We start from the raw sequence: 25641 nt of genomic DNA, 5'->3' as shown, positions 1-25641 counted from the left end.
CGGGTGGGTGGGCGCCGATCGCGCCGTTCCCGCGCTCCTGTGGGGGAGTGGTTCCGGCGGTGGTCTAAGCCGGCGTCGTGCGGGTCACGTACACGCGGTGGTTGCCCTGGGGGTCCATGCCGGCGACCGTGATGCGGATGCCGGTCCTGAGGTCCTTGAAGTACTGGCCGGGGGAGAAGGCGGCGTCGGAGAGCTCGGCGTGGACGTTCGGGCTGCGGGTGCAGCCGCCGCTGTCCTTCGTGGAGTCGACCACCGATATCGGGCCGTGGCCGGTGTCGACGTCCGCGTCGACCTTGTAGATCAGCACGCCCGTCCGGCAGACCGACTCGTCGTTGCCGGCCTGGGTGCGCAGCTCGACCGCGTACCCCGTCTTCGCGTCGACCGGGACGAAGACCAGCTTGCCGCCGGTGCCGGGCTCGGCCAGCGGGGTCAGCAGGTGCTCGGTCGTGCCGGACCCGGCCGCGCAGTCCACCTGGGAGTCGTCGAGCCAGCCGAGCTTCCACTTGTGCCAGCCCAGCAGGTCGTTGTCGGCCCCCCAGTCCTCGCTCATGATGTCCCAGTGCCCCACCGCGCCGCCCCCGTCCTGCGTGTAGAGGTCGGGCAGGCCGAAGACGTGGCCGTTCTCGTGGGGGAGCACGCGGTACCCGGTCTCGGCGTACGAGCCGGAGCCGTCGTCCTGGCGGCTGTAGACGAAGGACGCGTTGGCGACGGGCACCCCGTCCGCGACCGGCGCCTCGGTGTTGCCGGCGAAGGTGACGGAGAGGACGGTGTCCAGGGCGGAGGGCCCGGCGTTCGGGGTGATCAGGACGTTCAGCAGGTCGTAGTCCTGGAAGTTCACCTTCGGGTCGGCGGTGGACACGATGTCCTGGACCAGCTCGCGGTACCCGGGGTCGAAGGGCGCGCCCCGTTCTATCCCGTACTCCTCGAAGGGCTTGGGCATCCGCAGCCAGGTGCCTATCGGGGCCTGCGGACGGTAGTCGAGACGGCCGTACGAACTGGTGCGGAACCAGTCGGTGGTCTGCGGGAAGAACTCGCCGAAACGGTCGAGAGCGCTGCCCTGGCCGGGCGCGTCGGAGAAGTCGACCATCAGGTTCAGGGCCCGGACGGTGCCGGTGGAGCGGGCGTAGCCCGTGGGCGTGGGGATGCCCTCCGACATCTGTACGCCGGTCGCGCCGCTGATCATGCAGGGGCCGAGCGGAGACGTTCCGGCCGCCGGTGCCACGGGGCCCGCCGCCGAGTTCGAGCCGGCCGTCAGGTGCCCGGACCCGGCGGAGGTGCTGACCGCCAGGGTGAGGCAGGCGACCGAGGTGAGGGCTGCGGTGCGGCGGCGCGGGCGTATCCGACGGCTGGTCGGCTGCATGCAGGGGCCTTTCGCTCCAGGCAGCCGGCCGTTTCGGGCTGCACCCTTCCGATCACCCTGTGCCGCCGGATGCGCGGGCGCGCGCTGGAGGAGACCGATCGTGGGAAGGGCGCGACAGCGGCTCTTTTCAGAGCCTCCTTCCAGGACCGTCACAGCTGTGACCCAGGTCACAGCGAACTTCTTCGGGATCGGGAAATAACCGGGGACCCCTTCCCCGTTTAGCCCTGTGTCCGCGTGAAACGGGGAGAGGTTCCCCGGAACCGAGAGAGCACTCGAAGGAGTACGCCGTGGAGACCGCCACCGCCGCACAGCGCAAGGTGCCCCGCCCGCGGGCCGATGCTCTGCGCAACCGGGAGCGGATCGTCGCCGCCGGACGGGAGATGTTCGTGGAGTTCGGCGCCGAGGTGCCGCTCGACGAGATCGCCCGCCGGGCCGGCATCGGCAACGCCACGCTGTACCGCAACTTCCCGGACCGGGCGGCCCTCCAGCGCGAGGTCGTCTGCTCGGTCATGGACCGTGTCGCGGAACAGGTCGAGCAGATGCTCGCCGAGACCGGCGACGCCTTCGAGGCCCTCTCACGGTTCGTGCACACGTCGGCCGACGAGCGGATCGGCGCCCTGTGCCCGATGCTCTCCGCGACCTTCGACGCGAACCATCCGGACCTGGTCGCCTCGCGCGAGCGGGTCGAGGGGCTGATCGAGACCCTCATGGAGCGCGCCCGCGCGGCGGACCAGCTCCGCCCCGACGTCGCCGTCGGAGACCTCATGATCGCCATCAGCCAGCTCACCCGGCCCCTGCCGGGCACCGCGTGCCCGAACATGGACCGCTTCGTACACCGTCACCTGCAGCTGTTCCTGGACGGGCTGCGGGCACCCGCCCGCTCCGAACTGCCCGGCGCGGCCGCGACCATGGAGGACCTCCGCCGAGCATGACCGACTGACCGCCGCACCGGGCCCGACCGGCCGCAGCCACAGCCACAGTCACAGCCACTGTCACAACCACCGGTCGTCATCGACAAGGACGTCGAGGAGGGCGTCGACAAGGAAGTCGACGAAGACGTCACCGGCGACGAGCCGTCCCTTTCTGTCACCTTTTTTCGCCACGAAGTCCTGAAGTGGGTATTCCCATGTCTCAAACAGCCCCGGCCACCGCCGCCAAGGCGCCGGCTCCCGATTCCAACCGCTGGAAAGCGCTCGCGTTCATCGCGATCGCCCAGCTGATGGTCGTGCTCGACGCGACCATCGTGAACATCGCCCTTCCCTCGGCCCAGCAGGACCTCGGGATCTCCGACGGCAACCGGCAGTGGGTCATCACGGCCTACGCCCTCGCCTTCGGCGGACTCCTCCTGTTCGGCGGCCGGATCGCCGACCTGTGGGGCCGCAAGCGCACCTTCGTCACTGGCCTGATCGGCTTCGCCGGCGCGTCCGCCCTGGGCGGTGCCGCGACGAACGAGGCGATGCTCCTCGGCTCCCGCGCCCTGCAGGGTGCCTTCGGCGCGCTGCTCGCGCCCGCCGCGCTCTCGCTGCTCGCGGTGATGTTCACCGACGCCAAGGAGCGCGCCAAGGCGTTCGGCATCTACGGAGCGATCGCCGGTGGCGGTGGCGCCGTCGGCCTGATCCTCGGCGGATTCCTCACCGAGTACCTGAACTGGCGCTGGACGTTCTTCGTCAACATCCCGTTCGCGATCGTCGCCGCCACCGGTGCGTACTTCGTCATCCGTGAGCCGTCCGGCAGCCGCAACCGCTCGCCGCTCGACATCCCGGGCGTCGTCCTGTCCACCCTCGGCCTGGTCACCCTGGTCTACGGCTTCACGCGTGCCGAGTCCGAGGGCTGGAGCGACTCCACGACGATCGGCCTGTTCGTCGCGTCGGTGCTGCTCCTCGCGTCCTTCGTGTTCGTCGAGTCCAGGGTCAAGGCTCCGCTGCTGCCCCTGCGCGTCATCACCGACCGCAACCGTGGCGGTATCTACCTGTCGCTCGGCCTCGCGATCATCGCGATGTTCGGTCTGTTCCTCTTCCTGACCTACTACCTGCAGATCGTGAAGGGCTACACGCCGGTCAAGACCGGTTTCGCCTTCCTCCCGATGATCGCGGGCATGATCACGGGCTCCACGCAGATCGGCGCCCGCCTGATGACCCGCGTTCCGGCGCGGCTGCTGATGGGCCCGGGTTTCCTGGTCGCCGCGCTCGGCATGCTGGTGCTGACCCAGATGGAGATCGGGTCCTCGTACACGACCCTGTTCCTGCCGGGCATGCTGCTGCTCGGCCTCGGCATGGGCACGGCGTTCATGCCGGCCATGTCGCTGGCCACGCTGGGTGTCGAGCCGCGTGACGCCGGTGTCGCCTCCGCGATGGTCAACACCTCGCAGCAGGTGGGCGGCGCGATCGGTACGGCACTGCTGAACACGATCGCGGCCTCGGCCACCACGGCGTACCTCAAGGACCACATCGGTGGTGCCGCCACCCAGTCCCAGCAGCAGCTCGTCCAGCTGCAGGCGCAGGTGCACGGCTACACCAACGCGATCTGGTTCGCCGTCGGCATCCTCGTCGCGGCCGCGGCGATCGTCTTCACCCTCGTCAACGCCCACCCCGCCGACACGGCCTCGTCCGCCGAGTCCGTCGACGGAGCCGAGGACGACCTGAAGGTTCCGGTCATCGCCCACTGACCGCTCCACGGGGCGCGCCGGGAGGACCGGCCGCGCCCCGACCGGCAGGGTTGCCCACTGCACCTCGTACGTACGTGGGGGTGGGGACGCCTTCGTACGTACGACCCCGGGTCTGCCCCGGCTCCAGCGACACCGGAGCCGGGGCAGACCCATGCGCACCGGCCGCTACCGCCTTGAGAACGACACCGAGGGCACTCGACCACCCGACAGCCCTGCGGCTGCGCGGGGCCGGCCCACGCAGCCCCCCGTGCCCCCGCAAGGGCCGCGGGGAACGGCGCGCCAAGCCCCCACACCCCCGCACCCGACAGCGGACCTGCTTTTCAGGGGCGCGGGGAACGGCGCGACAAGCCCCCACGCACCCGCACCGAACAGCGGCCCCGTTCTTCAGGGGCGCGAGGAACGGCGCGCCAAGCCCCCACACCCCCGCACCGAACAGCGGCCCCGTTCTTCAGGGGCGCGGGGAACGGCGCGCCAAGCCCTCACACCCCCGCACCCGCACCCGACAGCGGCCCCGTTCTTCAGGGGCGCGGGGAACTGCGCACCCAACCCCAGCCCCCACACCCCCGCACCCGACAGGCGCCCCACCCCGGCGGAGCCACCCGCGGCCGGCTCTGCCCCCAGCCACCCCAAACCGGCGGAGCCACCCCGCGGAGCGCTACCGCAGCCAGGGCAGATCCGCCCCCGTCCCCTCAGGCTGCAACCCCTCCGCGATGACGAGCATCGCCTCCCCCAACGCCTTCTGCTGCTCCGGCGTGAGCCGGTCGAACAGCGCCTGACGGACCGCGGCCACATGCCCCGGAGCAACCCGCTCCAGCACCCCGTACCCCTCGTCCGTCAGGACGGCGAACTGCCCCCGCTTGTCCGAGGGGCAGTCCTCCCGCCGCACCCACCCGTTCTTCTCCAGCCGCGCGACCGCGTGCGACAGCCGCGACCGCGTGATCTTCGCCCTCATCGCCAGCTCGGTCATCCGCAACCGCCGCTGCGGCGCCTCGACGAGCTGCACGAGCAGGCCGTAGTAGATGTGCGGCATGCCCGCGTCACGCTGCAACTGGCGGTCGAGATGGTCCTCGAGAAGCGTGGTGGCATGCATGAACGCACGCCAGGTGCGCTGTTCCTCGTCGCTGAGCCAGCGGGGCCCGCCGGGGTCGCCGGACCCGTCGGTGGCTGCGGATGCGGTGTTCATACACCTACTGTACGAGGCCCTCCTTGAATGTTAAACAAGTAAGCGGTAGGCTCCGCCTCTAGAAGCTTGATACTTCAAGCAATAGGAGAGGGAGCCGCAGCCATGTCCGCAGCCACCGAGGAACGCCCCGCCGTGGACCGCATGCCCGCCCTCTACCTCTCCCACGGCGCCCCGCCCCTGGCCGACGACGCGCTCTGGCCCGCTCAGCTCGCCGCCTGGTCCGCCGGCCTCCCGCGCCCCAAGGCGATCCTGATGGTCTCCGCGCACTGGGAGGAGGCCCCGCTCGCCCTGGGCGCCACCGCGCCCGTCCCGCTGGTCTACGACTTCTGGGGCTTCCCCGAGCACTACTACAAGGTGCGGTACGCGGCCCCGGGCGCCCCCGCCCTCGCCGAGTCCGTCCGCAAGCTGCTGCGCGCCCCCGGCGTGCCGGTCCAGGACATCCCGGACCGCGGCCTCGACCACGGCGCGTACGTCCCCCTCGTGGAGATGTTCCCCGAGGCCGACATCCCCGTCCTGCAGATATCCATGCCCACGCTGGACCCCGTCCGCCTCATGGAGATCGGCCGCAAGCTGGCCCCCCTGCGCGACGAGGGCGTCCTCATCGTCGGCTCCGGGTTCTTCACCCACAACCTGGCCGCGTTGCGCCAGGGCGGCATCCCCGGCTGGTCGGCCGAGTTCGACGCGTGGGGCCACCAGGCCCTCGACTCGGGGGACGTGGACGGCCTCCTCGACTTCCTCCGGAAGTCCCCGGCCGGCCGACTGGCCCACCCGCGCACGGAGCACTTCGCCCCGCTGTTCGTGACCATGGGCGCGGCGGACGCCGCCGGCGACCTGGACACCCAGCGGTCCGTGATCGACGGCTTCTGGCTGGGCCTCGCCAAGCGCTCGGTGCAGTTCGGCTAAGACCCCACGGACGACGGCTCCCGCCACGGCTGACGGCTCCCGCCACGGCTGACGGCTCCCGCCACGGCTGACGGCTCCCGCCACGGCCGACGGCTCCCGCCACGGCCGACGGGTCCCGCCACGGCCGACGGGTCCCGCCACGGCCGACGGGTCCCGCCGCAGCCGGCGGGGCCCCGGTGCTGTCCTGGCCGTCCGCGTCAGAGTTCCTTCTCGTACCAGGCCACGTCCCAGTACCGTCCGAACTTCCGGCCCACTTCCCGGTACGTACCGACGTACCGGAAGCCGAACCGCGCGTGCAGCCGTGCCGACGCCTCGTTGGGCTGCGCGATCCCGGCGTACGCCCGGTGCACGTCCTCGCCCGCGAGCGCCTCGAACAGCGCCTCGTAGAGGAGCGTGCCGACGCCCCGCCCGCCCGCGTCGGGAGCGAGGTAGGCGGTCACCTCCACGGACGTCCCGTACGCGGGCTTCGGCCGGAACGCGCTGGACGTGGCGTACCCCAGAATCCGCTGTGAGTCCGTGTCCACGGCAACCATCAGCCGGTGCGGGCCGTCTTCAGGGTGGGAGAGCAGCCAAGGGCGGCGTTCCTCCGGCGTGAAGGCCACCGTGTCGAAGGTGATCGGCGTCTCACGCACGTAGTGGTTGTAGATGTCCGTGAGCGCGTCGAGATCGCCCGCGGCTCCCGGTCTGACCTGCACCTCTGTGCACTGCGACGGCACCCTGCCTCCTTTTACGGCGGCACAGGGTACTGCACGATCCGAAAATTCGAGAGACGGGTTGGGAATTCTGTCCGGATTCCAGTCGTTGTTTCCATCGTATGCAGGGCACTCGGGAGAGTGTCCGGACCACCACGGTCACCACGGCCACACCATCGAGTACCACCACGTACCCGCAAGCCCACCATCGCATAGGAGCACGCATGGCAACCCGTGCCGTCGCCCGTCGTAAGTCCGCCTCCGGCGAGACCGACGCGGCACGCAGTGTTCGCGCCGTAGGCGGCGAGATCGCCGATCGCGACCTGGTCGGCATGTATCTCGACGAGATCGCGCGTACACCGCTGCTCGACGCCGCCAAGGAGGTCGAGCTGTCCCAGACCATCGAGGCAGGCGTCTACGCGCGGCAGCTGCTCGACGGTGAGGCCACCGAGACCAAGGTGAAGGCCTCCCGCGAGGAGCTCGAAGCGCTCGTCGCCGACGCCGAGCGGGCCAAGGACATCTTCATCCGGTCGAACCTCCGCCTGGTCGTCGCGGTCGCGCGACGCTACCCCCGCAGCGGTCTGCCGCTGCTGGACCTGATCCAGGAGGGGAACGCGGGCCTGGTCCGCGCGGTCGAGAAGTTCGACTACCGCAAGGGCTTCAAGTTCTCGACGTACGCGACCTGGTGGATCCGGCAGGCCATCACCCGGTCCATCGCCGACCAGTCGCGCACCATCCGGCTCCCCGTCCACCTGGTGGAGGAGCTGGGCCGGATCCGCCGCGTGCAGCGCGAGTTCAACCGCGAGCACGGCCGCGACCCGGAGCCCGCGGAGATCGCCAAGGAGCTGGGTTCCAACCCGGAGCGCGTCGTCGACGTCCTCGACTGGGCCCGCGACCCGGTCTCGCTGAACATGGCGGTGGACGACGAGGGCGACACCCAGTTCGGCGACCTGCTGGAGGACACCTCCGCCGTCTCGCCCGAGCAGTCCGTGATGACGCTGCTGCGCAGCGAGGAGCTGGACGACCTCATCGGCCGCCTCGACCAGCGCACCGCGTCGATCATAAAGATGCGGTACGGCATCGAGGACGGCCGCGAGCGCACGCTGACCGAGGTCGGCAAGGAGCACGGCCTCACCCGCGAGCGGATCCGACAGATCGAGAAGCACGCGCTGATGGAACTGAAGAAGCTGGCCCGCTCGACGGGCTTCGACGCCGCGGCGTAGCCGCCGCGGGCCACCTGCCCGGCCGACCCGCCGACCCGCAGGCGCCGACCCGAAGCTGCCTACCCGAAGCTGCCGATCCGCAGCCGCCGACCCGAAGGCGCCGGTCCGTCCGGCGCCGGGCCGGGAAGCGCGGCAGGAGCGAGGGCAAAGACAGGGGCAGGGGCAGGGGACAGGACGAGAAAAACTCGTGCTGTTTCCGAGGACTGGCTTCCCGGTTCGGGGGCAGGCGACATTACCGCGGGCCGTGTGGGCGGGTGTCGCTTCGGTCATGTCGTACGGCATGGCTGGCCAAGACCTCTCACCGAGCCGCACAGAAGTCCGTTTACCGCCGCTTCAACACATCGGCCCCGGGGCACAGAACTCCAGGGCCCTCAAAAGCCGAGTCCCGACGCACTCCCCCCGGTGCCGGGACTCTTCCAGAGCCGAGCTCCGGCGCCTCCCCCCCCTGGCGCCGGGGCTCGGCTTCGTTCGCGCGCCCCTGGCTGCGGAGACCGGGCACGGCGGCTGGGTACGGCGGCTGGGCACGGCGGCTGGGCCACCCCGAACCTGAACCCCGGGGTGACCCAGGTGGCACATTGTGCCACGGGGGCAAACGGTGCCGCGTCACGCACCAGGGCCTGCCCCGGTCCGCACCAGGGGCCGCCCCGGTCCGCACCGGGGTCCGTACCCGGCCCCCGCACCGCCCGCTGCCTACTCCTGCGGCAGGTTACCGGCGGCACGGCTGAGCCGGCCCCCCAGATCCCGTACGCAGGACACGAGTTCGGCCGACCCGTGCACGGTGAACTCGCAGTCCACCGTCGCGAGCCGCACCGCCAGCCACTCCACCGCGTCCGCCGTCGAGGCGCGCAGCCGGCACCGCCGGTCGTCGATCGGCTCGGGCGCCCCCAGCCACGCGGGCAGCCGGGCCACGATGAAGTCCGCCGGCGCGGCGAACGTCACGTCGAACTCGTACGTCTCCTGCCGCCGGTACATCGACTGCCGCAGGTACTCGGCCGCGTCCCCCGTCGGCAGCTCGCGCGGCGTGAAACGGGCCCCGGTCGCGAAGGGCTCCGCCACCCGGTCGACCCGGAACGTGCGCCAGTCCTCGCGGTCGAGGCAGTACGCGACGAGGTACCAGCGCCGCCCCGTCGACACCAGCCGGTACGGCTCGGTCCGCCGCCGGCTCTCCGCCCCGTCCCCCGCGCGGTACGCGAACCGCAGCCGCTCCCGCCCCGCGATCGTCGACGCGATCGTGGTCAGCGTCTCGGGTGCGATGCTCGCCCCGTCGCCGGTGGTCAGGGGAGTGGTGGCGGCCTGCAGCGTGGCGACGCGGTGGCGCAGCCGGCCCGGCAGGACCTGTTCGAGTTTGGCCAGTGCCCGGACGGAGGCCTCGTCGACGCCCTCGACGGCGTGCCCCGCACCGGCCCGCAGGCCCACCGCGATGGCCACGGCCTCCTCGTCGTCGAGGACCAGCGGCGGCATGGCCTTCCCGGCGACCAGCCGGTAGCCGCCGTCGGCCCCCTTCGTCGCCTGCACCGGGTAGCCCAGCTCCCGCAGCCGGTCGACATCGCGCCGCACGGTCCGCCGCGACACCCCGAGCCGGTCCGAGAGCTCACCGCCCGGCCATTCCCGGGGCGTCTGAAGGAGCGACAGCAACTGGAGCAGCCGCGCCGGAGTGTCCGTACTCATGGGGTTCTCCCTGACATCGGGCACCCCGTCAGGGGCGCGGGGAACTACGCGACCAGTCATCGGAGGATGCCTCACCAGTAGGACATGATCTGACCTATATCCCGCCTACCTTCATGACATGACCTCTTCGAGCGGCATCCCCGCGACCCCCCGGCCGGAGGCGGACCGCCGGCGCTGGTACGCGCTGGCCATCGTCATGACCGCGGCCTTCATGGATCTGGTCGACGTGACGATCGTCAATATCGCGATCCCTTCGATCCAGCGGGATGCCGACGCGTCCTTCAGCCAGATCCAATGGATCACGGCCGGTTACGCGCTCGCCTTCGCCGCGGGCCTGATCACCGGTGGGCGGCTCGGGGACATCCACGGACGCAAGCGCCTCTTCCTCGTCGGCATCGGCGGCTTCACCCTCGCGTCCGCGCTCTGCGGCTTCGCCGTGAACCCGGACATGCTGGTCGCCTCGCGGATCCTCCAGGGCGCGATGGCCGCGCTGATGGTGCCGCAGGTCCTGTCGATCGTGCACGCCACGTTCCCGGCGCACGAACGCGGCAAGGTCTTCGGTCTGTTCGGCGCGATCGTGGGCCTGGGCGCGGTCTCCGGACCCCTCTTCGGCGCGCTGCTCACCGAGTGGAATCTCTTCGGCCTCGAATGGCGCCCGATCTTCCTCATCAACCTTCCGGTGGGCATCGCGGGCCTGATCCTGGGCCGGAGGTTCATCACCGAGTCCAAGGCCCCGCACGCCCTGAAGCTCGACCTCGTGGGCGTCGCCCTGGTCACCCTCGGTCTGCTGATGCTGCTCTACCCGCTCATCCGCGGCCGCGAGCTCGACTGGCCGCTCTGGGGGCACGTGTCGATGGGCGGCTCGCTCGTCGTCTTCGGCGCGCTGGTGGCGTACGAGAAGAGGAAGGCGGCGCGCGACGGCTCACCGCTCGTCGAACTCTCCCTCTTCAAGGTGAAGAGCTTCGCGGCGGGCATCGCCGTGCAGACCGTCTTCGGGATCGGCCTCGGCATCTTCTTCCTGGTCTGGACGCTCTACATGCAGACCGGCCTCGGCTGGAGCCCGCTGCGGGCGGGTCTGACGGGCGTGCCGTTCTCGATCGCGGTGTCGCTGGCGGCCGGGCTCTCGGTGCAGAAGCTGGTTCCGCGGTTCGGCCGCAAGGTGCTGCAGACGGGCGCGCTCACCATGGCCGCCGGCGTCCTGCTCTACGTCTGGGAGTCCGAGCGGTACGGCCTGTCCATCGCCTCCTGGCAGATGGCGCTCCCGCTGGTCGTCATGGGCCTCGGCATGGGCCTGATCGTCGCCCCGCTGACGGACGCGGTCCTCTCCGAGGTCCCGCGCGAGCACTCCGGTTCGGCGTCCGGCCTGATCAACACCGTCCAGCAGATGGGCAACGCGCTCGGTCTCGCGCTGGTCTCCGTCGTCTTCTTCGGCACGATGTCCGACCGCCTGTCGCCGGTCGAGGTGGGCCCCGCCTTCGTCGACGCCTTCCAGCACGCGCTGCTCTGGGTCGCCGTCGTGATGACGGCCATCTTCCTGCTGATGTTCGCCCTCCCGAAGCGTCCCGCCCAGCACGTGGAGGGAGCGGAGACGGCGACGGCGGGGACCGCGCCCGCGACCACCGGGGACCAGGAGCCCGAACTCGTCGGCTGAGCACGTCGACCGAGCGCGCCGTCCGAGCGCGCCGGTACGGACCATGCCGCGGGGCCCGGCCCCACGGGGGCGCGGGCCCCGCGGCATCCCGCTCCGCCCCACTCCTCACCGGCATGTCCGTTCATGCCCACATCAATGCCCGAACCTGTTTACTTCTCTGAAATCCGGGCGTAGCCTGCGAGAGAAACCACAGGTTCGGGCACGGAGTGGAGGCGAACGGGCATGTACGCACCTGAGCGGCAGCAGGAGATCCTCCGGCTCGCGCGTGACGGTGGACGGGTGGACGTGGTGTCGCTGGCGGAGGAGTTCCAGGTCACGCCCGAGACCATCCGGCGGGACCTGAAGGCCCTCGACCGTGCGGGACTGCTGCGCCGGGTCCACGGCGGCGCCATACCGGCCGGACGGCTCGACTTCGAGCCCGACCTCGCCGAGCGCGAGACCACCGCCGCCGACGAGAAGGACCGCATCGCCAAGGCGGCCCTCGCCGAACTGCCCGACGAGGGCACGATGATCCTCGACGCGGGCACGACCGTGGCCCGCCTCGCCGGAGCCCTCCCGCTGGAGGCGACGCTCACCGTCGTCACCCACAGCCTGCCCGTCGCCGCCCGCCTCGCCGACCACCCCGGTCTGCAGCTCCACCTCGTCGGAGGCCGCGTCCGGCACCGTACGCGCGCGGCGGTCGACGCCTGGGCGCTGCGGGCGTACGGCGAGATCCGCGCGGACGTGGTCTTCCTCGCCGCGAACGGCTTCTCCGCCGCACACGGCCTGACCACCCCCGACCTCGCCGAAGCCGCCGTGAAGCGCGCCGCCCTCGCCGCGGCCCGCCGCGTGGTGCTGCTCGCCGACTCGGCCAAGCACGGCCAGGAGCACTTCGCGCGCTTCGGCGACCTCGGCGAAGTGGACCTGCTGATCACCGACAGCGGGCTGAGCCCCGAAGACGCCGCCGCCGTCGAGCGCGGCGGCACCGAAGTGCTGTGCGTCTGACGAAGGGCCGTACGCCCGGCGGAACACCGCGTACGGCCGGCGGAACACCCCATATGCCTGGCGGGACACCGCATGACCCCAGCGAAACGCCGCGTATGTCCAGCAAAGCGCCGCACGGCCAGCCAAATGCCGTACGGCAGGCCGAATGCCGTGTGGCCGGAAACGAGTGCGCATGATCCTCACCGTCACCCCGAACCCGTCCCTCGACCGTACGTACGAAGTCCCGTCGCTCGACCGCGGCGAGGTCATCCGGGCCACCGGCGAGCGCATGGACCCGGGCGGCAAGGGCGTCAACGTCTCACGGGCGGTCGCCGCGGCGGGCCGGCGCACCGTCGCGGTCCTGCCCCTCGGCGGCGCCCCGGGCGCACTCGTCGCCGACCTGCTCGACGCGCAGGGCATCGAGGTCGCACCGGTTCCCGTCGCCGGGGCGACCCGCTCGAACATCGCGCTCGCCGAGACGGACGGGATCCTCACGAAGATCAACGCACCCGGGCCCGAACTCACCGCCGCCGAACAGGAATCACTCCTGGAGACCGTGCGCGAGCAGTCCCGCGACGCCGACTGGATCGCCTGCTGCGGCAGTCTGCCCCGCGGCCTCGCCCCCTCCTGGTACGCCGAACTGGTCGCCCGCGCCCACCGGGCCGGCGTCCGCATCGCGCTCGACACCTCGGGGCCGGCGCTGCTCGCGGCCCTGCGCGAACGGCCCGACGTCGTCAAGCCGAACGTCGAGGAACTCGCCGAGGCCGTCGGCCGCCCGCTCGCCACCGTGGGCGACGCGGTCAAGGCCGCGGAGGAACTGCGCGAGCTGGGCGCCCGGACCGTGCTGGCCTCCCTCGGCGCGGACGGGCAACTGCTCGTCGCGGAGGAGGGCGCGTGGTTCGCGAGCGCGCGTGTCGACGTCGTACGCAGCAACGTGGGCGCGGGCGACTCCTCCCTCGCCGGTTTCCTCGTCGCCGGCGGCAGCGGGCCCGCCGCGCTCGCCTCCGCCGTGGCCCACGGAGCCGCGGCCGTCCGGCTGCCGGGCAGCGTGATGCCGGGCCCGGCGGACCTCGACCCGACCGCGGTGACGGTCACCGCGGACATCCCGGCGGACCGCGCCCTGACGGAGCCCGCGTCATGAGACCCCCCGGCCGCCCCGCGGCTCCCGACCACGGCCCACCCGGCCGTGACGGCTTCCCCGGCCGCGAGGCCCCCGTCCCCACCCTCACCTCCACCCCTCTCTCCGATCCCGTCCCCGTCCCCACCCCCGTCCCCGCCCACACTTCTCCACGGGCGATACGCGTGCGAAGGAGCCCGCGATGAGCGAGATGATCACCGCGGACCTGGTCGATCTCGACCTGTCCGCCGATACGAAGGAAGCGGCGGCGCGTGCCCTCGCCGAACGCATGGTGTCCCTGGGGCGGGTGACCGACCTGGACGGATTCCTCGCCGACGTCGCCGCCCGCGAGGCCCAGATGCCGACCGGCCTCGACGGCGGCATCGGCATCCCGCACTGCCGCAGCGAGCACGTCACCGAGCCGACCCTGGCCTTCGGACGCAGCACGGCGGGGGTGGACTTCGGCGCGCCGGACGGCCCGGCCGATCTGATCTTCCTGATCGCCGCCCCGGCGGGCGCGGACGACGCCCACCTCACGATCCTGTCGTCGCTGGCCCGTCAGCTGATGAACGCCGAGTTCACGTCCGCGCTGCGCTCGGCGCGGGACGCGGCGGCCGCGGCGGCCCTCATCCGCGGGGACGAGGCGCCCGCGGCGGCCGGCACGAAGCCCGCCCCGGCCGAAGCGGCACCTGCTTCGGCATCTGCCCCGGCCCCGGTTCCGGCTGCGAGTCCGGCCCCGGTTCCGGTTCCGCAGGCGGAGGACGCCACCACCACCGGCTCCGCCCCCGCCGCCCCCGTGACTGAGGCCGAGCCCGAGGTTGCGGCTGCGGCTGCGGCTGTGACGCCCGGGCGTCCGTTCCGGATCGTCGCCGTCACCTCCTGCCCCACCGGCATCGCGCACACCTACATGGCGGCCGAGTCGCTGGAGAACGCGGGCCGCGACGCCGGTGACGTCGAGGTGACCGTCGAGACTCAGGGGTCGGCGGGCTTCACCCGGCTCGACCCGGCCGTCATCGCCGCCGCGGACGGCGTGATCTTCGCGCACGACGTGCCGGTACGGGAGAAGGACCGGTTCGCCGGCAAGCCGACCGTGGACGTCGGCGTGAAGGCGGGCATCAACAAGCCGGCCGAGCTGATCGCCGAGGTGCGCGGCAAGGCCGAGCGCGGTGAGAGCACCTCGGCCGCCCGCTCCGGCGGCACCCCGGTGGACCGGACGGGCGAACCCGACGACGGCTACGGCACCAAGCTCCGCAAGTGGCTGATGACCGGTGTCAGTTACATGGTCCCCTTCGTGGCCGCGGGCGGTCTGCTGATCGCCCTCGGCTTCGCGATCGGCGGCTACAGGATCAGTGACGCCAAGCCGGTCACCGAGGTCTTCGACTGGGGCCAGGTCGACAGCTGGGGCGCGCTGCTGTTCCAGATCGGCGGCGTCGCCTTCGGCTTCCTGATCCCCGTCCTCGCCGGCTACATCGCCTACGGGATGGCCGACCGGCCGGGCCTCGTACCGGGCTTCGTCGGCGGCATGATCTCCTTCAACATCAACGCCGGTTTCCTCGGCGGCCTGGTGGCCGGTCTGCTGGCGGGCGCGGTGGTCCTCGCCATCCAGCGGGTCAGGATCCCTCCGGTGCTGCGCGGCATCATGCCGGTGGTCGTGATCCCGCTGATCTCGTCGATCGTCGTCGGCTTCCTGATGCTGGTCGTGATCGGCAAGCCCATCGCCGAGGCCCAGGACGCCATGACGGACTGGCTCGGCGGCCTCTCCGGCACGAACGCGGTGCTGCTCGGCGTCCTGCTCGGCCTGATGATGTGCTTCGACCTGGGCGGCCCGGTCAACAAGGTCGCGTACGCCTTCGCCACGGCCGGTATCGCCGTACAGGACCCCAGCGACTCCGCGATGAAGATCATGGCCGCCGTGATGGCCGCCGGAATGGTCCCGCCGCTCGGCATGGCGCTGGCGACGACCCTCCGCAAGAAGCTCTTCACCCCGGCCGAGCAGGAGAACGGTAAGGCCGCCTGGGTCCTGGGCGCGTCCTTCATCACCGAGGGGGCGATTCCCTTCGCGGCCGCGGACCCGCTGCGGGTCATCCCGGCCTCGATGGCGGGCGGCGCGGTCACCGGCGCCCTGACCATGGCCTTCGGCTCGACCCTGCGGGCCCCGCACGGCGGCGTCTGGGTCACCTTCCTGATCGGCAAGCCGTTCCTCTACCTGCTGGCCATCCTGGTCGGCACGGCCGTCACGGCCGCCCTGGTCATCGTTCTGAAGGGCATGCGCAAGCAGGCCGGAGACGACGGCACGGCGAAGGCCTCCGAGGCGGCGGCCCCGTCCCAGCCGAAGGAACCGGTCGCCGCGTAGACGCTCCGCTCCCCTACCCTCCGCTTCTCTGCGACCCGCACGCGGCCGTGGCCCGGGACCCGAATTCCCGGACCACGGCCGCGTCTTGTACGTCTTATGCGGGTTATGCGGGTTGTGCGAGTTGTACGGGTCAGGATGCCGCCGAGCCCTTGACGCGATCCGGCCGGTCGGCGGGGGTGGGCGGAGGATCAGCGACGCGACCGGGGGCGCGACCGAGGGCGGCGCCTCCGGGCGTCAGCGCAGGTTGGCCGCCCGGCGCTCCATGGCCTCCCGGGCGTCCTCCTCCGTCGCGTACACCTCGCACATGTGCCGTCCGTCGGGCGTGGCCGTGTGCTCGACCTCCCACAGGGACAGCTCGCGGCCGTCGCGGAGCAGGAACGCATGCTCGTAGAGGGAGAAGTTACGGCCCTTCCGGCCGGCCCCGCTCGGCCGCCCGAACGCCTGGGTGATCTGGTGCGCGAACGCCATCCGCAGCAGCTCGGCCATGTCCTCGCCGGGCCGGTCCGCGTTCTCGGCGCGGCGCAGCAGGCGCCGGCCGTGGTCCGCCGAGTTGTCCAGGACGTAGGCGTGTAACGGCTCGGGAATGACCGACACCCTCACCAGCGTGGGCAGCTCGAAGTCGGGGGAGTCCGCGGGCAGCGGCAGACGCGCGGTCGCGGTCCGCAGCTCCTCCTCGTCCTCGTACACCTCGTGCTGCGTCTCGCGGCTCGGCGCGGTGTTGTGCACCAGCTCCCACAGCGTGAGCGCGCTCCCATCGGCCAGCAGCCAGGTATGGCGGTACGTCTCGCGGTGCAGCCCCGCGCTGTGGTGCGCGGAGTGCAGCGAACTGTCGTGGGCCAGCGCCCGTTCGAGCCGCCGTATCGTGTCGTCCGGCAGCTCGAAGGAGTTCAGGGCGCGACCGAGGAGTCGCGCGAGATGCTCCTCCGGAGACTCGGGCGACTCGGGTTGTTCGTACGCTGCCGTCTCGTACGGAACGCTCAAGGCTTCTCCCGGCGTTGCTGCATGTCACCTTGTGGGTGCATACCGTAGCCCCTCGGTCGGACATCATGTCCCGGAACCGAGAAAACGTACGCCCGGAAAACGCCGTGGCCGCGCGAAAAATTCCCGCGCGGCCCGACCGGACGTCAAAACCCTGTGGTCAGAGCGCACTTCCGGCGGTCCAGGCACTCCATGCCATGTTCCAGCCGTTGAGCCCGTTGTCCGGTGTGACTGTCTTGTCGGGAGAGTTCCTGACCGTCACGACGTCCCCGACGAGCGAGTTGTCGAAGAACCACGCGCCGTCCGTGCCGCCGCCTGCGCCCCGCACGTCCGCGAGACCGACGCAGCCGTGGCTGGTGCCTTCGCTCCCGAAGGGCGGATTGCCCTTGTTGTACCAGTAGTTGCCGTGGATGAAGGTGCCCGAGGTCGTCAGCCGCATCGCGTCCGGCACGTCCGAGATGTCGTACTCCCCGCCGTGGCCGACCGTCGCCCCGTTCATCCGCGTCTGCCGGAACTTCTCCGAGATCACCATCTGCCCGTTGTACGTGCTGTTCTCCGGGCTCCCCGACGAGATCGGGATCGTCCTGACGGTCCTGCCGTCACGCACGACCTTCATGGTCTGCGTGGCGACGTCGACCGTGGACACCTGGGAACGCCCGACCGTGAACGTGACCGTCTTGTCCTGCACCCCGTAGACGCCGTCCGCACCCTCGACACCGTCCAGGCCGATGTCCACCGTGACCTCGGAACCGGCCTTCCAGTACTCCTCGGGCCGGAAGTCCAGCCGCTGCGCGCCGAACCAGTGCCCGACCACCTTCTGCCCGCTGCTGGACGTGACCTCGATGTGCGACTGGACGTCCTTCTTCTTGCTGACCGCCTTGTCGAAGGTGAAGGACACCGGCATGCCGACGCCGACCTTCGTGCCCCCGTCGGGCGTGTACGTCCCCACGAAGCTGTTGTCCGTGGACACCGTGGTGAACGTCGAACCGGCCTTGGCCGTCTTCCCGTTCTCACCCTTCGCGGTGGCGGATATCCGGTACTCGGCCCCGCGCTCCAACCGCTTCTCGGGCTTCCAGCTCTTCCCGTCCCCCGCGATCTTCCCCGCGACGGCGGCTCCCGTGGCCGCCTCCGCCATCTTCACCCCGGTCAGCCTCCCATGGCTGACCTTCACCCCGGTCGAGTTGATCGACGCCCCGGCCGAACCGTCCTTCGCGGAGATCACGATCCGCGCCTCCGAGGACTCCGACCCGCCTCCCTTGCCGTCGGCCTCGGCGTCACCGCCGCACGCGGTGAGCGTCAGGGCGCCGACCACCAGGGCGGCACAGGCCACCAACGTGCGTCGCACGGTTGCGTCGGGCGTAGTCACGGGCTGCTCCAGTTCCTTGTGACGGGGAACGATCTGCTCAGGTCCGCGCAGACGATCCGTGAACAAGGAGGCCCGCACGGACCCCCGGGGTTCCCCGAGCCCCGGCACGTGACAAACCCAGGACAATCCCCACCGACCAGCCGCCGCCCCCTTCCCCCGGAGCCCTTCCGTCCTCCGGGGAGGCCTGCCCGTTGCCCGCCCTACCGCTCACTCCCTCCCGTACAACTCCCCGTACGCCCGCCACACCCCGCCCGGGCCCTTCACCGACTCGGCCGTGCGTACCGCTCGTACGATCGCGCGGGTCACCAGGTCCGCGCCTGCCGCGAGGATCTCGTTCAGGGCCAGGGGGTTCTCCGGGGACAGCGGACGCGCGCCCGTGGCCAGTGCGAAGACGGTGTCGCCGTCGTTGAGCAGGTGCACCGGCCGGACGGCCCGCGCGATGCCGTCGTGCGCCGTGCCGGCGAGCTTGTGGGCCTGTGCCTTCGACAGGTCGGCGTCGGTGGCGACCACCGCCAGCGTGGTGTTGAGCGGCGGAACCGTGTTCCTGGCCGCCGCCTCGGCCAACCGCGTCCGCGCCGCCTCATGGACCTCCGCGGCCGGCAGGTCCATGCGCCCCTGGACCAACTCCCCGTACAGCGCCCCCTTCTCCGGCTCCAGCACCGACCCCGCCGCGTTGGCCACCACGAGCGCCGCCACCGTGATCCCCGAGCCGAGGACGGCACTGGCCGTGCCGACCCCGCCCTTCATCATTCCGACGGCCGCCCCGGTCCCGGCGCCCACGCATCCTTCGGCTACGGCCGCGCCCAGCCCGCTCGCGGCGGCGGCCTCCACCGCCTCGCGGCCCATCGCCGCGTCCGGCCGGGCCCGGAAGTCGCCGCCCCGGCCCAGATCGAAGACGCAGGCGGCCGGCACGACCGGCACGACATGACGCGGATCGGGCCCGACCCGCACCCCGCGCCCCCGCTCCTCCAGCCAGGCCATCACTCCCGTCGCCGAGTCCAGCCCGTAGGCGCTGCCGCCCGTCAGGACGAGTGCCTCGACGGTGCGCACGACATTGCGCGGATCGAGCGCGTCGGTCTCCTTGGTGCCGGGCCCGCCACCCCGTACGTCCACGGCCGCGACCGCGCCCCCCTCGGGCGCCAGGACGACGGTCGTGCCGGTGAGCCACCCGTCGCCGATCCGTGTGGCATGTCCCACCCGCAGCCCGGTCACATCGGTCAGAGCGTCAACTGTCATGGCCCCAGTCTCGACTCCCGGAGCCCCTGGACCCGTCCTGACCCGGAACCCCGCGGGCGCGGGGCGACCGAGGGCCCGGGGACCTGGGGCCGCACGCGTACCCTGGAGACATGAGCGAAGCCCCCGAACCGAGTGAGCCGCGTGATCCCAAGGCCGCGCTGATCTTCGACGACCCGCTGAGCCGGCCGTCCGCGGACGACACGGACCGCGGCTGGGGCGAACGGCCGACCGGCGACAGCGCCGCGGACCTGGCCCGCTTCCTGGACGAGAAGCCGCCCCACCACATCTGACCGCGGCCCTACCGCCCGCCGTCTGCGGAGCCGCGCTGCGCCACCAGAGCGTCGCGGATCTCCTTCAGGACCTCCAGCTCGGTCACCTCGAGCACCTCCTGTGTGTTCTCCTTCGCCTTCTGGCGGGCCGCCTGCCGGGCGAGGTACTTGGACATCGGCAGCACCATCAGGAAGTAGACGACGGCCGCGGTGATCAGGAAGGTCAGCGTCGCGCTGAGGACGGTGCCCCACATGATCGGGATGCCGCTCTTCGCGGTGCCCGTGGCCACGTCGAATGTGCAGGGGGTTTTCAGACACGAGCTGTACTTGTCGAGGTCCTTGGTGCCGAAGGCGCCGACCACCGGGTTGATCACGCCCTTGACCAGGGAGTTGACGATGTTGGTGAAGGCCGCGCCGATGACCACCGCGACAGCCAGGTCGACGACGTTCCCGCGCATCAGGAAAGCCTTGAAGCCGTCCAGGATGCTCGGTTCCTTCTTCTTCTCGCTCACTCAAGAGCCCCTTCTCGATTGCGCAGACCGTGGAACGAACAGCTCCGCAACCTACGGCAGGGTGCGGCGCCCCTGTCCAATTCCCGCCCTCCAACGGATGACTTGACAGCCGCACAGCGGCCACGCCGGTACTCAGCACAAGGTCACCGCCAGTCGTGAGGCCGCGCCTGCCCCGGCAAGCCGTGCGGCGGTTTCCCGGGGCACGGACAGGACGACCAGGGCACCGCCCTCGCCCACCCGGTCCGAAGACTCGGCGGCCCCGGTCACCGCGGGCACTTCGGCCACCCGCGCGCCGCGCGCCACCACCCGCGCATCCCCGCCCGCCGTCCGCTCGGCCGTGGCGGCGACCACATCGACCCGGTCACCCACCTCGAGCAACCGCACAGTCGCCCCGTCGGCGATGCGCACGGGCGCCCCGACCATCTCGACCGGCCGCCCCCGTCCTCGCTTCCGCTCCCGTTCCTGCCCCGGCTCCCTGGCGGCATCGCCCACCGTCCGGGCCCCCGGCGCCGGCCCGCCGCCCCGCTCCGCCGCGGCGTCCCCGGGCCCGGCCGCCACCAGCGCCGCCGCGGTCACCGCGAGACCGGCCGCCAGAGCCCGCCGCCGGCACCGGACCAGCCGCCGCATCTGGCCCCGCCCGCCCCGCACCCGTACCGGAGCGAAGTGCGGCACCTCGCACGTACCAGGAACATCCGTACCCAACGGACGCGAAAAAGAGGACACAACCACCACCGCCAGGGGTCGAAAGATGGGCTCGAGCCCTCAGACTGCGCCTTCTCGGCACATCCCGTCGGCCCCCGTGGACAACCACCCGTCTGTGGAGAACCCGGCCACCCGAACGAGCAGTTCCCCGCGCCCGCGCCCCTACGGCAATGCGATCCCCGTATCCATCCCGCCCAACGCCGAAGCGCACGGACAGTCCCGGGACGAAGAGTCCGGCAGCCCGGCGACGGCGTCGAACAACACCCCGCGCAGCCGCCCCACGTTCGCCGCGAACACCCGCAGCACCTCGTCGTGCGAGACGCCCTCCCCGGCGGCGGCTCCCGCGTCGAGATCGGTGACCAGGGTCAAGGACGTGTAGCAGAGCTCCAGTTCACGGGCGAGCGCCGCCTCGGGATGCCCGGTCATCCCCACCACGGACCACCCCTGCGCCCGGTACCAGAGCGACTCCGCACGGGTCGAGAACCGCGGTCCCTCGATCACGACCAGCGTCCCCCCGTCCACCGCCTTCCAGTCCCGCCCGCGCGCCGCCGCGAGCGCGACCTCGCGCCCGGCCGGGCAGTAGGGATCGGCCAGCGACACGTGCACCACGTTCGGCGTTCCGCCGCCGACCAGCGGCACCCCGTCGAAGAAGGTCTGTGCGCGCGTCTGCGTACGGTCGACGAACTGGTCCGGCACGAGCAGCGTCCCGGGCCCGTACTCGGGCCGGAGCCCGCCCACGGCACACGGCCCGAGCACCTGGCGCGCGCCGACGGACCGCAGCGCCCACAGGTTGGCCCGGTAGTTGATGCGGTGCGGCGGCAGATGGTGGCCGCGGCCGTGGCGGGGGAGGAAGGCGACCCGGCGCCCGGCGACCTCGCCGAGGAAGAGGGAGTCACTGGGCGGCCCGTAGGGGGTGTCCACCTGGATCTCGGTCACGTCGTCGAGGAACGAGTAGAAACCCGACCCGCCGATGACGCCGATCTCGACGTTTTCCGTGTTCGCCATGGACGGCACCCTAACCGGGCCGGAGAACGCCGAAGACCCCGCCGTCCATGACGACAGGGTCCCGTAAGGAAGAGGCGCGAGAAAGTCTCAGGCGGCGTTGCTGCCGGAGGACGAACCCGACGACGTCGACGACGGCTTCGAGCCGGACGAGGACGAGGAGGACTTCGAGTCGGACGACCCGGACGATCCCGACGACCCGGACGACGCCGAGTCGGACGACGAGCCCGAGGACTTCGAGGCCGACGCGGGACTGCTGCTGGACGACGAGCCGCGGCTGTCGTTGCGGTAGAACCCGGAGCCCTTGAAGACGATGCCTACGGCGGAGAACACCTTCTTCAGGCGGCCACCGCAATTGGGGCACTCGGTCAGGGCGTCGTCGGTGAACTTCTGCACCGCCTCGAGGCCTTCGCCGCACTCGGTGCACTGGTACTGGTAGGTCGGCACTTGTCTTCCTCCTGGCACTCTCACTCAGTGAGTGCTAACGACGGTCCATAGTGACGTATTCCTCGGGATCAGTCCACTGCGACCGGCGCGCGGTGACCGACGCCACGTGCGACGGTCCGGCTCACGGCCGGCGGAGCGAGCCGTGAACGCAGCGCCACCAGGGTCGCGAACGCGAGCAGCGTGCCGCCCATCGGTACGAGGAAACCGGCCCCGTCCCAGAGGCGGTCCTCGAGCTGCCCGGCGATCAGGACGGCCGCGGCCTGGCCCAGGGCGACGGCGCCGGTCAGCCAGGTGAAGGCTTCTGTGCGGGCACCCATCGGCACCAGGGACTCGACGAGCGTGTAGCCGGTGATCAGGGCGGGCGCGATGCACATGCCGACCAGGAGGCCGGTCCCGGCGAGGACGACGGCCGACTGCGCGGCCCACAGCCCGGAGGCGGTCAGCGCGAGGGCCGCGTACCCGGTGAGGAGGCGGCGGCGCGGGGCCGTCTTCCAGGCGATCGCGCCGCAGACGACGCCGGAGAGCATGTTGCCCGCGGCGAACGTCCCGTAGAGGACACCGTTCAGACCGGGCTCGCCGATGGACTCGCTGAACGCGGCGAGCGCCACCTGCATACCGCCGAAGACGGCGCCGATACCGAGGAAGGCCACCACCAGGACACGCACGCCGGGAACGGCCAACGCGGGACGTACGCGCGCGTGCCCCTCACCCGCACCACCCGTACCCGCGTGCGAACCCGCGCCCGTACCCGCACCGGTGCCCGCCCGTGGAACAATGGCCGGCTGCGAACCGCGCTGGGCGGCGAACAGCAGTCCGCCCACCAGCGTCAGCGCGGCCTCCGTGAGCAGTCCTGCGGCCGGGTCCACGGTGGTGCACAGCGCGGTCGCGAGGAGTGGTCCGAGCACGAAGGTCAGCTCGTCCGTGACGGACTCGAAGGCGGCCGCGGTCGGCATGAGGGGCGAGCCCTGCAGCTTGACGCCCCAGCGGGCCCGCACCATCGGCCCGACCTGCGGCACCGACGCCCCGGTCGGCACGGCCGCCGCGAACAGCGCCCACAGGGGAGCGTCCGCGAGCGCCAGCGCGGTCAGGGAGAGGCCCGCCAGCGCGTGCACGACGACCCCGGGAAGCAGTACGGCCCGCTGTCCGTGCCGGTCCGCGAGGCGGCCGGTGAACGGCGCGAACACCGCCATGGCGACACCGGTCACGGCGGCGACGGCGCCTGCGGCCCCGTACGAGCCGGTGGTGTGCTGCACGAGCAGCACGATGGAGAGGGTCAGCATGGCGAACGGCTGCCGTGCGGCGAAGCCGGGGAGCAGGAACGTCCAGGCGCCGCGCGTGCGCAGCAGCCGGCCGTATCCCGGGCGGGGGGACGCCGGGGTGCCGGGGGTCCCGGGGGTGACCGTGGATGCCACGGCCGTGCCTTTCTGCCGCCTGGTAGCGCGGCCCCGGTCACGGGGCGCGGGGCGCCGAGAGCTGTCCTCTTGCGCGGAACTGCGGTAGATACCGGGCCGCCCACTGGAGAGGGGCGCCGCGGCCGCCATACGGTCGCGCCAGCACTGCGTCAGGCAGAGTTGGTTCGATCAGGTGCCCCTCCATGATAGACGCAGCCCCCGGTCATGGACGCGGCCGGCGGCGGCTGACGCGGTCCTCGGCGGCGGACACCGCCGTCGGCGGCGGACGCGGCCATCGACGGCGGACGTGGTCGCGGTCCTCAGTCGTCGGTGTCGTTCCCGCCGGTTCCCAGCCAGTCCGCCAGCTTGCCGCCCTGGCCGACCGCACGCAGCCGTCGCTCGGCGGCGTCGCGGACCGGGTCCGTCGCCACGACGAGCAGTTCGTCGCCGCGCCGCAGCACGGTCGTGGGAAGCGGAACGAACGATTCTCCGCCGCGTACGACCAGTGTGACCGCGGCCCCCGGCGGCAGCCGCAGCTCGTTGGTCTCGACGCCGTGCATCTTCGACCCCTCCGGGATCGCGACGGACAGCAGGTGCCCGCGCAGCCGCTCCAGCGGCGCCGACTCGATGCCCAGGTCGGCGGTCTCGGAGGACTTGGCCAGCCCCAGCTTCCGGGCCAGCCAGGGGAGTGTGGGCCCCTGGACGAGGGTGTAGACGACGACCAGGACGAAGACGATGTTGAAGATCCGCCGGCTGCCCTCGATGCCGCTCACCATGGGGATCGTGGCCAGGATGATGGGCACGGCGCCGCGCAGCCCGGCCCAGGACATCAGGGCCTGTTCCTGCCAGCGCATACGGAACGGCAGCAGGGCCGCCACGACGCTCAGCGGTCGCGCCACCATGGTCAGCACCAGGCCGATGACGAGCGCCGGCCAGATGTCGTCGCCCATCTCGTGCGGTGAGACGAGCAGTCCCAGCAGCACGAACATGCCGATCTGGGCGATCCAGCCGAGCCCGTCGGCGAAGCCGCGGGTGGCGGGCCAGTGCGGCAGCTTCGCGTTGCCCAGCACCATCGACGCCAGGTACACGGCGAGGAAACCGCTGCCGTGCGCGAGCGCGCCCGCCGCGTACGCCGTGACCGCGATGGCCATCACCGCGATCGGATAGAGGCCGGAGGCGGGCAGCGCCACGTGCCGCAGTCCGTAGGCCCCCATGAAGCCCACCGCGAGCCCGATGACCGCTCCGATGGTCAGCTCCAGCGCGATCTCGCCGAGCAGGTGGTACCAGTGGTCGACCGGCCCCGCCGTGGAGAACGCGACGACGAGGATGACGACCGGGGCGTCGTTGAAGCCCGACTCGGCCTCCAGGATGCCCGTCACGCGTGAGGGGAGGGGCACCTTGCGGAGCACCGAGAAGACGGCCGCCGCGTCCGTCGAGGACACCACCGCGCCGATGATCAGCGCCTGCCGCCACTCCAGCCCGATCAGGTAGTGGGCCGCCGTCGCGGTGACGCCGACGCTCACCGAGACGCCGACGATCGCCAGTGAGGAGGCCGCCGGGATTCCCGGTCCGACCTCCTTCCACTTCGTGCCCAGACCGCCCTCGGCGAGGATCACGACCAGGGCCGCGTATCCGATGACCTGGGTCAGTTCGGCGTTGTCGAAGTGGACGTCGCCGATCCCGTCCTGGCCCATGGCGACGCCGATGCCCAGGTAGACGAGCAGGCTGGGGAGCCCGCTGCGCGAGGAGATCCGTACCGCTGCCACCGCGACGAGCAGAACGAGCGAGCAGACGAGCAAGAGCTGGTTGAGGTGGTGGACAGTCAGCGGCTGTTCCCTTCTCGCTGTTCCGGTCGTGCTGTTCCGGTCATGTCGTTCTGGCTGTGTCGTTCCGGCCGTGCTGTTCCGGTCGTGTCGTTCGGACCGTGCCGCGACGGCCGCCCGGAGAGGCGACTCCGACC

General features: G+C 71.6%; 22 protein-coding genes. 9 read left to right on the top strand and 13 right to left on the bottom strand.

Going from position 1 to position 25641, the window contains the following annotated elements; translation table 11 throughout:
• Positions 1-64: 64 nt before the first annotated feature.
• Complete coding sequence (locus tag QFZ75_RS16255; RefSeq protein ID WP_307537659.1) at positions 65-1360, bottom strand: M6 family metalloprotease domain-containing protein; 1296 nt, start codon at positions 1358-1360, stop codon at positions 65-67.
• 287 nt (positions 1361-1647) lie between these two features.
• On the opposite strand from QFZ75_RS16255, the gene QFZ75_RS16250 reads away from it, so the two are divergent.
• Together QFZ75_RS16250 and QFZ75_RS16245 are read left to right on the top strand one after the other, a co-directional pair.
• Positions 1648-2292, top strand: a complete 645-nt coding sequence (locus tag QFZ75_RS16250; RefSeq protein WP_307537658.1) for a TetR/AcrR family transcriptional regulator — start codon at positions 1648-1650, stop codon at positions 2290-2292.
• A 194-nt stretch (positions 2293-2486) separates the two neighbouring features.
• Positions 2487-4025, top strand: a complete 1539-nt coding sequence (locus QFZ75_RS16245) for an MFS transporter (RefSeq protein WP_307537656.1) — start codon at positions 2487-2489, stop codon at positions 4023-4025.
• A 655-nt stretch (positions 4026-4680) separates the two neighbouring features.
• Here the strand turns inward: QFZ75_RS16245 and QFZ75_RS16240 are convergent.
• On the bottom strand, positions 4681-5208 hold the full coding sequence (locus QFZ75_RS16240) for a MarR family winged helix-turn-helix transcriptional regulator (RefSeq protein WP_307537654.1): 528 nt from the start codon (positions 5206-5208) through the stop codon (positions 4681-4683).
• Positions 5209-5349: 141 nt separating this feature from the next.
• Here QFZ75_RS16240 and QFZ75_RS16235 point away from each other — a divergent pair, with 141 nt between their 5' ends.
• Positions 5350-6111: a dioxygenase gene (locus QFZ75_RS16235; RefSeq protein ID WP_373466046.1), complete on the top strand. Its 762-nt coding sequence runs from the start codon at positions 5350-5352 to the stop codon at positions 6109-6111.
• A gap of 197 nt (positions 6112-6308) precedes the next feature.
• On the opposite strand, the gene QFZ75_RS16230 is transcribed toward QFZ75_RS16235, so the two are convergent.
• Complete coding sequence (locus QFZ75_RS16230; protein WP_307537650.1) at positions 6309-6827, bottom strand: GNAT family N-acetyltransferase; 519 nt, start codon at positions 6825-6827, stop codon at positions 6309-6311.
• 200 nt (positions 6828-7027) lie between these two features.
• On the opposite strand from QFZ75_RS16230, the gene QFZ75_RS16225 reads away from it, so the two are divergent.
• Entirely contained in the window at positions 7028-8026 is a 999-nt protein-coding gene (locus tag QFZ75_RS16225; RefSeq protein ID WP_307537648.1) for an RNA polymerase sigma factor RpoD/SigA, read from the top strand.
• Positions 8027-8716: 690 nt separating this feature from the next.
• Here the strand turns inward: QFZ75_RS16225 and QFZ75_RS16220 are convergent.
• A complete protein-coding gene (locus QFZ75_RS16220) occupies positions 8717-9694 on the bottom strand; it encodes a YafY family protein (RefSeq protein ID WP_307537646.1) in 978 nt (325 codons plus the stop codon).
• Positions 9695-9812: 118 nt separating this feature from the next.
• On the opposite strand from QFZ75_RS16220, the gene QFZ75_RS16215 reads away from it, so the two are divergent.
• The 4 genes from QFZ75_RS16215 (at position 9813) to QFZ75_RS16200 (ending at position 15778) form a co-directional block, all read left to right on the top strand.
• On the top strand, positions 9813-11345 hold the full coding sequence (locus tag QFZ75_RS16215; protein ID WP_307537645.1) for an MFS transporter: 1533 nt from the start codon (positions 9813-9815) through the stop codon (positions 11343-11345).
• 222 nt (positions 11346-11567) lie between these two features.
• Positions 11568-12329: a DeoR/GlpR family DNA-binding transcription regulator gene (locus QFZ75_RS16210; RefSeq protein WP_307537644.1), complete on the top strand. Its 762-nt coding sequence runs from the start codon at positions 11568-11570 to the stop codon at positions 12327-12329.
• Between the two features lie 172 nt (positions 12330-12501).
• On the top strand, positions 12502-13449 hold the full coding sequence (gene pfkB, locus QFZ75_RS16205) for a 1-phosphofructokinase (RefSeq protein WP_307537642.1): 948 nt from the start codon (positions 12502-12504) through the stop codon (positions 13447-13449).
• 178 nt (positions 13450-13627) lie between these two features.
• A complete protein-coding gene (locus QFZ75_RS16200) occupies positions 13628-15778 on the top strand; it encodes a fructose-specific PTS transporter subunit EIIC (RefSeq protein ID WP_307537640.1) in 2151 nt (716 codons plus the stop codon).
• A gap of 234 nt (positions 15779-16012) precedes the next feature.
• Here the strand turns inward: QFZ75_RS16200 and QFZ75_RS16195 are convergent, their stop codons facing one another.
• The 3 genes from QFZ75_RS16195 to QFZ75_RS16185 all read right to left on the bottom strand — a co-directional run bounded on the left by QFZ75_RS16195 (position 16013) and on the right by QFZ75_RS16185 (position 19358).
• Positions 16013-16759 (bottom strand): DUF6227 family protein, encoded by a 747-nt coding sequence (locus QFZ75_RS16195; protein ID WP_307537638.1) that lies wholly within the window; start codon positions 16757-16759, stop codon positions 16013-16015.
• 157 nt (positions 16760-16916) lie between these two features.
• Positions 16917-18122, bottom strand: coding sequence for an Ig-like domain-containing protein (locus tag QFZ75_RS16190; protein WP_307537636.1), 1206 nt, complete (start codon positions 18120-18122; stop codon positions 16917-16919).
• Between the two features lie 207 nt (positions 18123-18329).
• The gene (locus QFZ75_RS16185) at positions 18330-19358 is read right to left on the bottom strand and encodes a P1 family peptidase (protein ID WP_307537635.1); all 1029 of its coding nucleotides are present in this window, start codon (positions 19356-19358) and stop codon (positions 18330-18332) included.
• A 110-nt stretch (positions 19359-19468) separates the two neighbouring features.
• On the opposite strand from QFZ75_RS16185, the gene QFZ75_RS16180 reads away from it, so the two are divergent.
• A complete protein-coding gene (locus QFZ75_RS16180; protein WP_307537634.1) occupies positions 19469-19648 on the top strand; it encodes a hypothetical protein in 180 nt (59 codons plus the stop codon).
• Between the two features lie 8 nt (positions 19649-19656).
• Here QFZ75_RS16180 and mscL read toward each other — a convergent pair whose 3' ends face one another.
• The 6 genes from mscL to QFZ75_RS16150 form a co-directional block, all read right to left on the bottom strand.
• The gene (mscL, locus tag QFZ75_RS16175) at positions 19657-20139 is read right to left on the bottom strand and encodes a large conductance mechanosensitive channel protein MscL (RefSeq protein WP_307537633.1); all 483 of its coding nucleotides are present in this window, start codon (positions 20137-20139) and stop codon (positions 19657-19659) included.
• Between the two features lie 132 nt (positions 20140-20271).
• Complete coding sequence (locus tag QFZ75_RS16170; protein WP_373465882.1) at positions 20272-20811, bottom strand: hypothetical protein; 540 nt, start codon at positions 20809-20811, stop codon at positions 20272-20274.
• Between the two features lie 192 nt (positions 20812-21003).
• On the bottom strand, positions 21004-21846 hold the full coding sequence (locus QFZ75_RS16165) for an S-methyl-5'-thioadenosine phosphorylase (RefSeq protein WP_307537631.1): 843 nt from the start codon (positions 21844-21846) through the stop codon (positions 21004-21006).
• Positions 21847-21933: 87 nt separating this feature from the next.
• Positions 21934-22290: an FmdB family zinc ribbon protein gene (locus QFZ75_RS16160; RefSeq protein WP_307537630.1), complete on the bottom strand. Its 357-nt coding sequence runs from the start codon at positions 22288-22290 to the stop codon at positions 21934-21936.
• Positions 22291-22358: 68 nt separating this feature from the next.
• Complete coding sequence (locus QFZ75_RS16155) at positions 22359-23702, bottom strand: MFS transporter (RefSeq protein WP_307537628.1); 1344 nt, start codon at positions 23700-23702, stop codon at positions 22359-22361.
• A 299-nt stretch (positions 23703-24001) separates the two neighbouring features.
• Complete coding sequence (locus QFZ75_RS16150; protein WP_307544533.1) at positions 24002-25507, bottom strand: potassium/proton antiporter; 1506 nt, start codon at positions 25505-25507, stop codon at positions 24002-24004.
• Between the last annotated feature and the right edge of the window lie 134 nt (positions 25508-25641).

Source organism: Streptomyces sp. V3I8 (assembly GCF_030817535.1).
Lineage (GTDB): Bacteria > Actinomycetota > Actinomycetes > Streptomycetales > Streptomycetaceae > Streptomyces.
The sequence above is the reverse complement of the archived record's forward strand: the minus strand, read 5'-3'. Positions and strand labels throughout refer to the sequence as shown.